9 protein-coding genes are annotated in these 13,816 nt (G+C 66.8%); 6 read left to right on the top strand and 3 right to left on the bottom strand.

Features of this window, described 5'->3' with window-relative positions; genetic code table 11:
• Positions 1-111 precede the first annotated feature (111 nt).
• Positions 112-864: a glycosyltransferase family 2 protein gene (locus tag F7O44_RS13440; protein ID WP_162450761.1), complete on the top strand. Its 753-nt coding sequence runs from the start codon at positions 112-114 to the stop codon at positions 862-864.
• Here F7O44_RS13440 and F7O44_RS13435 read toward each other — a convergent pair.
• A complete protein-coding gene (locus F7O44_RS13435) occupies positions 838-3,153 on the bottom strand; it encodes a hypothetical protein (protein ID WP_162450760.1) in 2,316 nt (771 codons plus the stop codon). The two genes, F7O44_RS13440 and F7O44_RS13435, sit on opposite strands and share 27 nt — an antisense overlap.
• 434 nt (positions 3,154-3,587) lie before the next feature.
• Between F7O44_RS13435 and F7O44_RS13430 the strand changes: the two genes are divergently transcribed.
• The 3 genes from F7O44_RS13430 (at position 3,588) to F7O44_RS13420 (ending at position 4,916) form a co-directional block, all read left to right on the top strand.
• A complete protein-coding gene (locus F7O44_RS13430; protein ID WP_162450759.1) occupies positions 3,588-3,929 on the top strand; it encodes an ArsR/SmtB family transcription factor in 342 nt (113 codons plus the stop codon).
• On the top strand, positions 3,926-4,417 hold the full coding sequence (locus F7O44_RS13425) for an SRPBCC domain-containing protein (protein WP_162450758.1): 492 nt from the start codon (positions 3,926-3,928) through the stop codon (positions 4,415-4,417). The genes F7O44_RS13430 and F7O44_RS13425 overlap by 4 nt, the downstream gene beginning before the upstream one ends.
• 82 nt (positions 4,418-4,499) lie before the next feature.
• The gene (locus tag F7O44_RS13420) at positions 4,500-4,916 is read left to right on the top strand and encodes a glyoxalase superfamily protein (protein ID WP_162450757.1); all 417 of its coding nucleotides are present in this window, start codon (positions 4,500-4,502) and stop codon (positions 4,914-4,916) included.
• Positions 4,917-4,976: 60 nt separating this feature from the next.
• Here the strand turns inward: F7O44_RS13420 and F7O44_RS13415 are convergent, their stop codons facing one another.
• A complete protein-coding gene (locus tag F7O44_RS13415; protein ID WP_162450756.1) occupies positions 4,977-6,836 on the bottom strand; it encodes an acyl-CoA dehydrogenase in 1,860 nt (619 codons plus the stop codon).
• Between the two features lie 184 nt (positions 6,837-7,020).
• Here F7O44_RS13415 and F7O44_RS13410 point away from each other — a divergent pair, with 184 nt between their 5' ends.
• Both F7O44_RS13410 and F7O44_RS13405 read left to right on the top strand, forming a co-directional pair.
• Complete coding sequence (locus F7O44_RS13410) at positions 7,021-10,032, top strand: bactofilin family protein (RefSeq protein WP_162450755.1); 3,012 nt, start codon at positions 7,021-7,023, stop codon at positions 10,030-10,032.
• Between the two features lie 110 nt (positions 10,033-10,142).
• Positions 10,143-10,715, top strand: coding sequence for an META domain-containing protein (locus F7O44_RS13405; protein WP_162450754.1), 573 nt, complete (start codon positions 10,143-10,145; stop codon positions 10,713-10,715).
• A 512-nt stretch (positions 10,716-11,227) separates the two neighbouring features.
• On the opposite strand, the gene F7O44_RS13400 is transcribed toward F7O44_RS13405, so the two are convergent.
• Positions 11,228-13,798, bottom strand: coding sequence for an ABC transporter permease (locus F7O44_RS13400; RefSeq protein WP_162450753.1), 2,571 nt, complete (start codon positions 13,796-13,798; stop codon positions 11,228-11,230).
• Positions 13,799-13,816 lie beyond the last annotated feature (18 nt).

The raw sequence follows: 13,816 nt of genomic DNA, 5'->3' as shown, positions 1-13,816 counted from the left end.
CTTCCCTGCAAGCGATCGTCATAGACACGTTCCAACCACGATGACTACCCGCGCTAGCTGTGAGGCCAACCCAGTGCCTCAACGCGCGCCGGGCGCTCTAGAGTGTGGGAGATGAGCCAGACGTCGCCAGGTGTCGCAATCATCATCCCCGCCAAGGACGAACAAGCCCGCATTGGCGCCACCGTTCGCTCAGCGGCCGGCCTGCCCGCGGCCGACCTGGTGATCGTCGTCGACGACGGATCCACCGACCGTACGGCGGCAGAAGCGACGGCGGCAGGGGCCACGGTCATCGCGCATCCCCGCAATCGCGGCAAGGCTGCCGCCATGGAGACCGGCGCCGCCGCGGTCACAGCCATCGAGTCGCGGGAAACTGCGCGGCCGGCACCCCGGGCCCTGCTGTTTCTCGACGCCGACCTCGAAGACAGCGCCGCCAAGGCTGCTCCGCTCATCGAGCCGGTGATCAACGGCGAGGCGGACATGACCATCGCGGTGTTGCCGGCCCAGTCCCACGCGGGGGGTGGCCGTGGGCTCGTAGTGGATCTGTCTCGCGAGGGCATCGCGCGTGCCACCGGATGGGCCCCACGCCAGCCGCTGTCCGGCCAGCGGTGCCTCACTCGCTCGGCGTTCGAGGCCGCGCTGCCGCTAGCTCCCGGCTGGGGCGTGGAGACGGGGCTGACCATCGACCTTCTGCGGCAGGGCTACCGCGCGCTCGAGGTCGACGTCAGCCTGCACCACCGCGTCACCGGAACGGACTGGAAGGCTCAGGTCCATCGGGGCAAGCAGTACGCCGGCGTCCTACGGGCGCTGGTCACCCGCGGTGTCCGCCCGTCGCCGCCGTCAAGGCTTCGTCGCACCCGCGCGTAGCTCGGGCGTCGACGGTTCCTCGACGGGCGTGCCCTGGTCCGCTTCTCGCCGGGCCGCCACTATGGCGGACACAACCAGCGGAATGCCCGTGGTCAGCAACAACGCCGGAATGATGATGCCGGAATCGTTGGCGGCGAACCCGGCGGCGCCGGCCATGAGGCCAGACCATATGAGGAAATTCATGATCGGCCAGCGAGCCAGCGCAGCCCGCACTCCAGCAGCACCGGAGCGGCTGGTGAGCCACAGGATGGCTGCATAGGCGATCGGCACGGTCCACGCGTAGTAGGGAAGACGGTTCAGCGTCCCGAACGACGCACCCATCTTGCGCCAGATCACCGTCAGCGCCTCACCCGAGGTGAGGTCGTCGAAGAAGCCACCGAAATGGGTACGGGAGCCAGCCGGACGCAACCAGTCCAGCCAGGCGATGAGCAGGAACACCGCTAAAGCGGCCACGCCGGCCCCGAAGAGCTTGATGATCGTGAGCCGGGTGCCCAGGACACCGATGACAAGCACCGCGAAGCCAGGGATGGCGGCCAGGATGCCGCCCACGTCGGCACCGGCCTGCGGAGCGCCCGTGACGATCGTGGCGACCATCCCGATGACGGCCGTGACAGCTCCAGCTGTTCGCCGCGAGACCCCCCGGTCGAGCATCAGCTGTGCCAGCGCGGCAGCGGCCACCAGGCAGGCGGCGATGAAGATGGCGAACGGAATGTTACCGAGTCCGTAGAAACGGCCAGCCACCACCGGCGACAGCCCGAGGAGACTCAGTTGCTGCAGGTTGGAACCGGTCGTTACATCGATGGCCATGACCCCTGCGGTCACGGCACCCAAGAAACCCGCTGGTCCGTAGATGCGCCGGCGCCAGGGGCCGGTCACGGCGACTGTCGTGAGGGCCACGCTGATCGCGACGATGATCGACCAGAGGTAGAGCGCTGGCCGGTCGGAATGTGCCCATGGCGCAAGATTGGCCAGATATGAGGCTACCGGGAAGGATGCGATGGCCAGCGCTGCGACATGCACCGATCGCAAGACGGCCGGACGGCTCGCGGGGCGGAGCATCACCATGGCCAGCGCGATCCCGAACACGACCAGCTGGATGATGCCGAGGAACTGGAAGAACGGCCCGGACTGGGTGCGGTAAATCTGCGCCGCCGTGTTGGTGCTGAGCAGGTCCGCAATGGTCTCGGATGCTTCAGCCGGGTGCGCCCCGGCGGTCCTCCAAGGCCGGCCCACTGATCCCTGGGTGGGCTCCTCGAAGCCGGCGTACTCGAGCAGTGTCGATGCGACGTCGGTGATCTGGACGATCCCCGACCATCGAGTCGACGCCGATGTGAGCCAACGCGGGCCGTACTCGCCGCCGTCGGGTGTGGGCCCACTCGCCACGGCGACGCGAAGCGCTGAGCCGGCAATCCGCGACGGGTCGTTGTGCAGCGGGATGGCAGTGGGGCCGCTGTCCGAGACGCCGATGACGAGCAATGCGGTGTTCTCCGGCAGTTCCTCCCGGAGAGACGCGAGCAGGTCGTCGATGCCACCGGCTACCTGACGACGCTGCTCCAGGGCGTTCTGACGCTCCTGCTCGTCGCTGGCGGCAGGTGCGGGCGCGGGCATAGCGCCAAGATCGACGACCGTGACGGGACACTCACTCATCACGGCGGTGTCGACTTCAGCCGGGTTAGGCCCATAGGAAGCCACCCGGCCCGTGGTGTCCGCCAGCGCGAGCGCGGCACCGGGCCCGGCCGCGGTAGCGCACATTCCGCGTTCGCCGAGCCTGTCACCGACCAGCCCCAGAGTGGGGTTGTAAGCGTGGTTCTTCTGCTCCTCGACGTAGGTCTGCCAGCCAGGCACCATGGCGCCACCGTCGTCGTCGCGCACAGGTGTAGGAGCTGGCCGGCAGTACCGGTCCGCGGTTCCGTCGCCGTCGGAGTCGATGAGATCGGTCGAACGACGGCCTGAGCTGACGGTCAGCCAACCGTCGACCGCGCAGGTACGTGACCGGATGGTCCGCGCGGTCAGCGCCGCGACGGCGTCCGTGCCAGCCATCTCGTACAGCGTGGGCATGTCGTCTCGTGTGACGTCTTCCCAGGCCAAGCCTGCCACGCCGGCGAGGACCACGTTAGGGCCGCCGTGCTCGGAGGGCTCTGGCTCGTCGCCCGTGCCAGGCTGGCCACTCCCGCTGGCCGTGGTGGCCAGGCCGGCCATCGACGTCAGCGCAAGAGCAGCCACCGCGAGGACCCTACGGCCCATGCCGAAACGGCGGCCGCCGCCGGCGCCGCGCACTCTCCGCGTCATGGCCCCGGACTCACTTCCCGTTCCGCGCCAGAAGCTGACATGCTGAAATAGCCGACATCACGCTGTTAGATGTTTCCACACGCTGGTTACCGGTCACGCACTACCCATCAGACCGATACCGACCTGCGACCTGTAGGCAGCGGCACAGAGACTCCTCGACACCTCGACGCCATCTCTCTGACGTGAACGCAGCCGCACATAGCCGGGTTCCCGAAGCGTGCCCTTCCCCCGCCGCCTACAACCGGCCAAGGATGCCGGCGACTAGGTTGCCCGCCGGGTGTCTGCCGCCGAACCGGCGGCCCTGTTGATACGCCGTACGGGGTCCGTTCTGCCAGTGGCAGCCCAGCCGCACTCCAGCTATTTCGCCGCCGCCCTTTACATCCAGCTCGACGTCCGTTATAAAACCAATAGGTTCCAAAACTAAAGGGTTATGAATGTCTACTGACGTCCTCGACGCGACCTTCGCCGCACTGGCCGATCCCACCCGTCGCGCCATCCTGGCCCGGCTCACCGCAGGTGAGGCGACGGTCACCGAACTAGCTGATCCGTTCGACATGAGCCAGCCGGCCGTGTCGAAACACCTCAGGGTCCTCGAGCGTGCCGGGCTCATCACCCGCAGCCGCGATGCCCAGCGGCGGCCCTGCCGGCTGAACGCGCGACCGCTGGAAGAAGCGAACCGGTGGCTGGAGAACTACCGCAGCTACTGGGAGGAGAGCTACCAGCGCCTCGACGCCCTGCTGACAGAACTCAAGAACGACGAAGACGCAGCACCATGAGCGTCGATACCGGACTCACCGTCGCGACCCCCACAGCGACAGAGATCGTTCTGACCCGGAAGTTCGCCGCGGGCCGCGAGCTTCTCTTCGAGACCCTCACCCGCCCTGACCTGCTTCGTCGCTGGTACGGCGCCCGTGGTTGGACGCTCGTCGAGTGCCAGATAGACCTCCGCGAGGGAGGTACCTGGCGCTTCGTCTCACGTGGCCCGGACGGCGAGGAGATGGGCCAGCGTGGCGAGTACCGCCAGATCGACCCGCCCGCACGCCTCGTTTTCACCGAGGTGTTCGACAACCAGTCGTATCCAGGCGAGACACTCATCGCGCACCAACTGTCCGAGACGGAAGAAGTGACCACCCTGAGGACTGTCGTGCGCTATGCGTCACAAGCGGCTCGGGACAAAGTGCTGCGCTACCCCATGGCACGCGGCCTCAGCGAGGCCTATACCCGGCTCGATCAGGTGCTACGTGCGAGAACCCGGACGAGCTGAGAGCTCGCCAACCGACGAAAACACGAGATCCGGCGCCGAGCACCGAAGCGACGCGGCGGTCCGAACACTGAAAGGATGCCCGATGAACTGGACACTCGAAGTTGTGATAGTTCCGGTGGCCGACGTCGACCGAGCCAAAGCGTTCTACGCCGACCAACTGGGCTTCAACGTCGATCACGACACCACCATCGATGAGAAGAATCGCCTCGTGCAGCTCACGCCTCGCGGTTCCGGCTGCTCGGTTGTGATCGGCCACGGCGTGGTCCCGCACATGCCACCTGGCTCACTCAAAGGCCTGCAACTCGTGGTTCCCGATATCCACGCTGCCCACGCCGAACTCGTCGAGCGCGGAGTGGAAGTCAGCGAGGTGCAGGTCCTGGGTGAGAACCCCGGCCCCGTCGCGCACCCGCTCGACAACGTCGGATTCGTCTTCTTCAGCGACCCGGACGGCAACGCCTGGGCGGTGCAGCAGATCTCCAGCCGCGCAACGGCATCATGATCATGAACACTAGATGACCATATCGGTCAACTAGTGTTCATGATCATGGGGAGGGGCGGATCAGAATGCCTCTTCGGCAAGCTCCATGAGGGTGTTGTCAGTGCCTTCGACGATGCTTCGTTCGGCGGAAAGCCGGGGCAGGATCTGCCGGGCGAAGAACTGTGCCGAGGCCACCTTGCCCTCGTAGAAGGCCTTGTCGGCGGGTTTGACGTCTCCACGGAGCTTCTCCAAGGCCACGGCGGCCTGCCTGAGGAGCAGCCAGGCCAGCACGACGTCACCGGCCGACAGCAGCAGACGGGTGGTGTTCTGCCCGACCTTGTAGACGTTGCGCGGATCGCCGCCATCGGCAGAGGGGTCTGCCGACATCAGAAATCCGATCATGGCTCCGAGCATGCCCTGGATGTCCTCGAGGCCGGTCGCGAGCAGCTCGCGCTCGGCCTTCAGCGCATCGCCGCCCGCTTCGGCCGCGAGGGTCTCCTGGATCTGCTTCGAGAGCCAGCCGATGGCTTGGCCGTTGTCACGGACGATTTTGCGGAAGAAGAAGTCCTGCCCCTGAATCGCCGTAGTGCCTTCGTACAGGGTGTCGATCTTGGCGTCCCGTACGTACTGCTCCAGCGGGTAGTCCTGGAGATAACCCGACCCGCCCAGAGTCTGCAGCGACTCCGAACCCAGCAACACCCAGGAACGCTCCGAACCGTAACCCTTGACGATCGGCAGCAGCAGGTCGTTGACTCGTTCCGCCGTCTCGTCGGTCTCGCCCCGGGCTTCGGCGTCTATCACCCGGTCCTGCATGGTGGCCGTGTAAAGAACCAGAGCCCGCATGCCTTCCGCGTAGGCCTTCTGCGTCATCAGCGACCGGCGCACATCCGGGTGATGTGTGATGGTCACCCGCGGCGCGGTCTTGTCCGACGCGCGGATCAGATCCGGTCCCTGGACTCGCTCCTTGGCGTACTCCAAGGCGTTGAGGTAACCGGTGGACAGCGTGGCGATCGCTTTCGTGCCGACCATCATTCGGGCGTATTCGATGACCTGGAACATCTGCGCGATGCCGTTGTGCACCTCGCCGAGCAGATAGCCCACGGCCGGCTCACCATCGCCGAAGGTCAGCTCACAGGTGGAGGAGACCTTCAGCCCCATCTTCTTCTCGACGTTCGTGGCGTAGACGCCGTTACGCTCGCCGAGCTCACCAGTCTCCAGATCGAACCGGTACTTGGGCACGATGAAGAGCGACAGCCCTTTGGTGCCCGGCCCGCCGGCGCCTTCGACACCTACCGGCCTGGCCAGCACGAGGTGGATGATGTTCTCGGCCATATCGTGCTCGCCGGAGGTGATGAACCGCTTCACGCCTTCGATACGCCAGGTGCCGTCGTCCTGCTGGAAAGCCCGCGCCCGGCCCGAGCCGACATCAGATCCGGCGTCGGGCTCGGTCAGAACCATGGTGGCGCCCCACGAACGATCGATCATGATCTCGGCGATGCGCTTCTGCGCTTCGGTGCCGTTCTCCCATACGACGCTCGCGAACGCCGGTCCGGAGGCATACATCCACACCGCGGCATTGGACCCCGTGATCATCTCGGCTGCCGCCCAGTACACCGAACGCGGCAGGGGCGTACCGCCCAACCCTTCCGGCAGGGCGAACCGCCAGACCTCGGAGTCGACAAAGGCCTGATAGCTCTTCTTGAACGACTCGGGCACCGTGACCGTGCGACGTTCGGGGTCGTAGGTCGGTGGGTTGCGGTCGGAGTCCTCGTAGGACTCGGCGAGTTCCGCACGGCTCATCCGGTCCACCTCGGCCAGGATGCTTCGAACGGTGTCGAGATCGAAGTCCTCGTATCGCCCCTTTTCCAGCAGTTCTTCTCTGCCGAGCACCTCGAAGAGGTTGAACTCGATGTCCCGCAGATTGGACTTGTAATGGCCCATGCTTCCTCCGTCAGGCCGTCCCGAGCCGGGTAGTTACTGGTGAGTAACCCCATGATGCTACTCGCCAGTAACTTTGGCAAGTCCGGCGCCACCGTGCGCGTGGCCTTGATCGTCCCGACTGTCCGGTAGATCCTCAATGAACGAACAGCCGATCACTACCGCGAACCCAGCAGGAGGACACCACGTGGCACGGGACAAGCTGCGGCCCGCGGAACGGGCGCTGCGCGATTCGCTGGAGCGGGGCGAAGAAGCCGTCCTTGGCCTGGACATCGATCCCCGTGCCGTCTCCGACCCCTCGATCTGGCCGGAGAACCGGATCGTCCACGCTGACCCGCTGGCCGAGTTTCTCCGCGACGGCACCGCATCCCACGGGGCCGCCGTCCGGTTGACCGGCGTCCGCGTCACCGGCAACATGCTGTTCCGCTACGGTCGCCTCGGCCGGCCACTGCGGCTGGATCTGTGCTGGATCGACGAAGTGGTGGGGTTCGCCGAGCTGATGGCCGCCGGCATCGAACTGGTCCGCTGCCGGCTACCCAGCCTCCGGACCGAGTCGATCGACGTCGAAGGCGCCTTCACGGTCCGTGACTGCCACCTGGGCGCCGCCGTCATCGCGGATACCCGCGTGCACCGCTCGATGTCCCTCGAAGACAGCCGCCTCGTCGGCTCGGAGCCGCCCTTACACGCCCGGAACCTCACGGTCTGGGGCGATCTGGTGCTAGATCGCGCCAGGGTGTTCTCCGAACGCGACCAAGCCATCTATGCCGAGCGGCTGCGCGTCGGTGGCCGGCTCGGGCTGGCCGGAATCCGCGCTCGCGGCGCGATCGAACTGGCCGGCAATACCTCGATCGACGGCCGGGTCGACATGACCGGTGCGGTGATGCGCAACGGCACCGGCACCGCTTTTGATGCCACCCGCCTCACCGCCGCCGGGGTGCTCGCGAACAACGTACGGTGCACCGGAAGGCTCGATCTCCGCCATGCGACCATCTCAGGCACCATCGCGTTCAACAGCGCGGTACTAGCTTGCCCGAAGGGTTACGCCCTCTCCGCCGGCGACGTGAACGCGGACCGGATCGAGATCGAGAACGGAGCCCGGATCCTCGGAGCGCTGTCGCTGCCCCGCAGTGTCATCCGCGACACGCTGGCCATGCGGGATCTGTCCGTCCGCGAGACCGGCGGGCGCGCCGTAGTCGCCAGCGGCGCACGGATCACCAACATCGTGGCCGATCGGGCGACCTTCCACGGGCAGGTCGCGTTCGACGAGATCGAGTCCACGAATCTGCGCCTGGTCGACACCACGGTGTCGTGGCCGCACGACACCTGGTCAGTCAGCCTCCAAGCAGCAACCATCCGGCGCGAGCTGAATTGCGAGGGGTTGCGTAACGAAGGCACGTTGAACATCTACGCCGCCCAGGTGGGCACCGGCCTGTTGCTAGGTGGCGCCCACCTGGACGGCGCCGGCCAGCGTGCGCTGGCCGGCTCCAGGGCGGTGGTGGGCGGCAGGATGACGCTGCGGCCCGATTTCCACGCGATCGGCGATGTCGACCTCGCCCACGCCGATATCGGCAAGAGCCTCGTGATGGACGGCTCGAACATCCGGGGAAAGCTCCGGCTGTTTCACGCGCGCGTACGCAGCGATGTGCTCCTGCGCCATGCCGAAATCGAGGGGCCCGGCATCGTCGTCGACGCGATCGGCCTTCAGGTGGACGGCCGCATCACTGCCCGCAACCTCGTGGCCAAGGGCGCGGTGCGCCTGACCGCGGCGGTCACCGACAGCCTGTCGCTCACCGGGGCTCGGATCATCAACCCGGAGGGGAACGCCCTCATCGGCTCGCGGGTGCACGTGAACGGCGACTTGATCCTCGGCGACGATCCCTACTCGTCCAACGCGGGCTCGTTCTGGGCTAACGGCAGGGTCATCCTTCGGGACGCCGTCATCGGCGGAGACGTGATTCTCGACGGAGGCGTGTTGAGCACGCCCGGTCATCAGGCACTGGACTGCACCGGCATCGACGTCGGCGGAAAGATCTCACTCAAACGCACCGAAATCGTGGGCACCGCCGGGCTCGACCAAGCACACGTCCGGCGCCGGATCATCATCAGAGACGCCAACTTCGCCGGCCACGGGATCGACGCCCCGGATGGCCCGGTTGTGCTGAGCGCACTACAGACAACCTCGGACGACCTGCTCATCGACGGAGGCCAGTTCCACGGGACCATCCGGCTCAGCGGTTCCACGTTCGCCTCAGGCGTCAGTCTCAGAGGCGCCCGGATCGAGGCCAGCGATGGCTCAGCGTTGGTAGCCGCTGACATGGCCTGCGGGGTATTACGGCTGACGGATCTGGAGGTGCAAGGTGTCATCGTCCTTTCCCGGTGCCGGGTCGCAGGCGACCTGGAGTGCAGTGACCTGTCGGTGATCGGCGAATCCCGGCCGCTGGTAACGATAAGACAGGGCGAGATCGCGCGGCAGTTGTCGCTGAACGGGCTGTCCGTGCCGCGCCGGCGTGCCTTGTCCGACCCCATGGAGATCGACCTGTCAGCTGTACGCGCAGGCTCGGTCGATTTGCCCAACGGTGAATGCGGAGTCGACCTGCGCGACGCCGAAGTACGTACGCTGGTTCTCGATCCTTCCGACACCACGACGGTGCTGCTCTCCGGTCTTACCTTCGATGATCCCGGCGGTGCGGATGTGAGCACCGCGCTGGCGTGGCTACGCCGCGATCCGTCGGGCTACCAGCACCAGGCGTACCAGCAACTCGCGGCACACTACCGCCGCGTCGGCGATGACGCCGCGGCCCGGCGTGTGTTGCTCGCCCGCCACCGGCACCGGCGTGATCTCCTCCAACGCTCGTTCGGGCATCTGCTGATGAAGGCCTGGGGCTACGTGCAGGACGCGATGGTCGGGTATGGCTACCGGCCCGGACTCGCGGCCATCTGGTTCGCAGGGCTGCTGGCCATGGGAACAGCGTTCTTCGCCACTCGGACACTCGAGCCGGTCGAGGCGGGGGTCCACCCGACGTTCAATCCGTTCGGCTACACGCTCGACCTCTTGATTCCCGTGTTCCGGCTCGGCCAGATGCTGGCGTGGGACCCTCGCGGTGCCGACTTGTGGGTGGCCTACGGACTGATTGTCATGGGCACAGTGCTGGCCACCACGATCGGCGCCGCGGTCACCCGTGTGTTAGGGCGTCGCTGAGGGTAACGGCCAGGGTAGCCGACACCGGTGCGGGTGCGCTCTGCCATGATCGGACGCGGCCGCACTCAACCGGGTCCGGCTCATAGTTCTGACAGATCCCGGAGGCACACATGATCTCGATGGAACGGGCCGGCGGGCGGGCGCGTCCCACTCATATGAGACGACTTCGAGTGTTGATTGCCGTGGCCGGCGTAGTCGCCGTGGCCGCGTGCGGAAACAATGGCGATGACGACACAACAGTGGTCCCAGAGAACGGTCCTGGCTCGGAGACCGAAGAAGACGCGCCTTTGATGGGCACCCAGTGGCGGCTCGACAGCCTGACGACGAACGACACCAGTGTTGACGCCCCGGACGATGCCGATGCCTTCGTGGTGTTCGAGGACACCCGGATCGGCGGGAATACCGGGTGCAACAGCTTCGGTGGGGACGTCGAGGCTGCCGAGGATGATTCGCTGACGCTCGGCCCGGTGATCGCGACCAAGCGAGCGTGTCTGGGCGAGATCGGTGAGATCGACAGCGCCATGCTCCAGGTCCTGCGCGAAGAGGTCACCGTGCAGATCGACGGAGACCGGATGACGCTGACAAACGCCGCGGGCGACTCTCTAGACCTCTACGCGGACGGTGAGGCCGATATCGACCTCGAGGACGAGGTTCACGATGACGAGCTCGACGACGACGAGTGAGCAAGTCGTCCACAGATTTTGCGCACAGGGGTGTGGGTAAGGCCCGGCCCCGCTGGCCGGCTTGTGGATGAAGCTGTGCACAAATCGTCGGCCCGGGTTTCTCGGTCCATACCCCTTGCGCAATGTGCACGGCGAGGACTAGACATGCTCCATCGTCCTTGCCGGGCGGTCCCGTCATCACCAGGGAAACCTGGCTGATGGAGACCGAATCTGGCAGGACTGGGTCAACCGAGAACGGCAGGCGGCTTGCCGGGGCAACCCGGTGAGACACGGCCGGTGCGTGACGGCTTGTACGGACCGGAAGACCTGATCGCTATGTGTTGGTGGCGGGTGGGAGACCACACGCGACGAACGCAGTCGCAGCATCGGAGGCGACGCCGGGCACCTGGGTCGCACCAGGTCCCAGGCTAGCGGTCGACCCGAAGGCCCCTCGGACCCTTATTCCGAGGGGCCTTCACCTTGTCTACCGTATTGCCGCGCGATCCCCGTCCTTCGACACGCGACCCGTAGAGCTAGCGGATACCGAGCGCGGCGACCGGAGCGGCCTTGGCCGCCCGGCGACCCGGCAACACACTCGCGACCAGCCCCGCCGCCACCGCGATACCCAGAATCACGGCGAACCACAGCCACGGCACGTCCAGGATGACCTCCCATACCCCGCCGAAAGCCGTGAGTGTGCCCAGCCAGCCGTAGAGCAGGCCGAGCGCAAGCCCCAGCACCGCTCCCACCACGGCGACGAGCACACCCTCCACAGCCAGCATCTGCCGGAGCTGGCGACGAGTCATACCCAGTGCTCGAAGCGTCGCCGATTCTCTGCTCCGTTCGATCACCGACAACGACAATGTGTTGCCGACACCGATCAGGGCGATCAGCACCGACACCAGCAGCAGGCCGATCACCACCATGAGCATGGTGTCGAGGACGCTGCGCACCTCCGCTCGCTGAGCGGCGGCGCCGGTAACCGGGATGGCGCCGTTTCCTCCGGCCACGTCGCTGACGGCATCCTGAATCGCCCGGACCGTCTCAGCCGCGGTGGCATCCGAGGTCAAGCCCACCCACAATTCGCTCGCCGGGGCACCGGGCGCGAGGGCCGTGAGGTCTTCCTCGGTCACCACGATCCCCCGCCCGTCCGGCGCGATAGCCACCCGCATGTGGACAACGCCGCCAGCAGCGGAAAGCCGGAGGGTGTCGCCATCCAGCAAATCAAACTCGGAGGCGAGCCACGCCGGCACGATCGCGGTGCCCGCACGGAGCTCGTACAACTCGACGCGAGCCACCTCCGCGACCGCCGCCGGATCGACGCCCAAGACGTCCACTTCCAACCCCCCGCCTCGGTCGGCATCACCTTCCGGCGGGCCCGGTTCACTATTGCCGCCGGTCAGAACACCTTCCACATGTGCCCGTGTGGCGAGCCACGGCACGGCGGTCTCGACTCCCTCGACACCACTCACCGCCGCCGCCGTACCCGGAGGCAGCTCGCCCATCGAGTCGCTGGATTGGACCGGTCCGACCACGACGTCGACCGGATAATGGCTGTCGAGTTCGCTCTCGAAGGTCGCCCGCGCCGATGCTGCTCCCACCGACATCGTGGTCACCAGCGTGACGCCGATCAGCAAGGCAACCATCGTGGATGCCGTGCGACGCGGATGCCGAACGGCGTTCACCGCCGCGATCTTGGCGGGTACCCCTCCAGTCCGCCGCAGTATCCGAGCTACGGCGGCCAGCAATGCCGGGACGATCACGACCGCACCGGCCATCACACCACCGAACGAGACCGCCCCACCCAGCACACCGAGGGCTAACCCGGCAGCGGTGCTTGCCTGACTGGTGATCCACGCCCCGGCCGCCAGCAGAACACCTCCGGTGCCGAGCAACCCGGTGCATACCAGCACCCGGGCAGCCGACGTCCTTGTGCCCGTCCCCTGGACAGCGCTCGGGCGCAACGCGGCCAGTGGCGCCACCCGAGTTGCTGCCCGGGCCGGTCCACGCGCGGCCAATACGGTCATCGCCGTTCCGACCACCAATGGAACGACGACGGCGAGGACTGACACCTCTGCGTGGCGCGGAACCCATGGGCCGTCGAAGAGGCTCCTGAGTCCGATCACCGCGAGCTGGGCCAAACCAACACCTACCGCGATTCCCGCTACGGATGCCACGACCCCGAGCACGGTGGCTTCCACCAGGACACCGTTGCGCACCTGCCGCCGCGTCGCCCCAATACAGCGCAGCAGCGCCAGCTCACGGGTGCGCTGAGCGACCAGAACGGTGAAGGTGTTGGCGATGACCATGCCTGCGACGACGAGTGCTACCCCGACCAATCCCGCGAGAACGGCGGCGAGGATGTACGCACCGGAGGTAAACCGCGCGGTCAGATAGGCCGCGTGCTCGTCCGCGGTGCGGACAACACCGCCTGATTCGCGCAGCTGCGGCGCCAGCGTGTTGCGCAGTTGCTCCGATGACGTGCCGTCCTCGGCCGTCACCAGGATGCTGTGGTACATGCTCTCAGGCAAGCCGGCCCATCGTGCGACGTCGGCAGAGGTACCGAACACGCTCGGGATATGCGGGTCGAAGGCGGCGCCGGGGTGAGCGAAGAGCCCGGTCACGGTCAACCGCTCCGCCGGGGGGCCGGCGTCGCCTTCGCTCATGTTGTCCCATACCGGGGTCTCAACCGTCGAACCGACCGTGAGGCCCAGCCGCTCGGCCACCACGTCGGCGATCATGACCTCGCCCGGCCGCGCCGGGTGCTCACCTCGGCTCGGCTCGATCCGGAGGGCGGGTGTGCTCGGCAGCGGCGCGGCCAGCGGGCTGTCACTGCGATGGCCGGCTTCGAGCACCAGGTACGTGGTGAACCGGCCGTCAGCGCCTGAGACCCCGACCGACTGGCGGACCTGTTCCACAAGCGCCGAGGGAAAGGCGTCGCTGGTCGTCGATACGACGACGTCCGCCTGGGCGTAGCCCACCGAGATCGCGTTGTACGCGGTGCGCTCGAGGACATTGGCGCCGACGGCAGTAGCTGTCACGAACGCGGTGGCGATGATAATAGCCACGGCGGCGGCCACGAGCCGCCCGGCGTGGCTGCGCATTTGCGTGAAGGGTGTGCG

Source organism: Phytoactinopolyspora mesophila (assembly GCF_010122465.1).
Lineage (GTDB): Bacteria > Actinomycetota > Actinomycetes > Jiangellales > Jiangellaceae > Phytoactinopolyspora > Phytoactinopolyspora mesophila.
Note: the sequence above shows the minus strand (reverse complement) of the source record. Positions and strands in the feature narration are given on the sequence as shown.

Excerpts from the sequence above, each read along its gene's own strand:
- F7O44_RS13440 (WP_162450761.1), top strand. The coding sequence starts at position 112 with ATGAGCCAGACGTCGCCAGGTGTCGCAATCATCATCCCCGCCAAGGAC.
- F7O44_RS13435 (WP_162450760.1), bottom strand. The coding sequence starts at position 3,153 with ATGACGCGGAGAGTGCGCGGCGCCGGCGGCGGCCGCCGTTTCGGCATG.
- F7O44_RS13430 (WP_162450759.1), top strand. The coding sequence starts at position 3,588 with ATGTCTACTGACGTCCTCGACGCGACCTTCGCCGCACTGGCCGATCCC.
- F7O44_RS13425 (WP_162450758.1), top strand. The coding sequence starts at position 3,926 with ATGAGCGTCGATACCGGACTCACCGTCGCGACCCCCACAGCGACAGAG.
- F7O44_RS13420 (WP_162450757.1), top strand. The coding sequence starts at position 4,500 with ATGAACTGGACACTCGAAGTTGTGATAGTTCCGGTGGCCGACGTCGAC.
- F7O44_RS13415 (WP_162450756.1), bottom strand. The coding sequence starts at position 6,836 with ATGGGCCATTACAAGTCCAATCTGCGGGACATCGAGTTCAACCTCTTC.
- F7O44_RS13405 (WP_162450754.1), top strand. The coding sequence starts at position 10,143 with ATGATCTCGATGGAACGGGCCGGCGGGCGGGCGCGTCCCACTCATATG.
- F7O44_RS13400 (WP_162450753.1), bottom strand. The coding sequence starts at position 13,798 with ATGCGCAGCCACGCCGGGCGGCTCGTGGCCGCCGCCGTGGCTATTATC.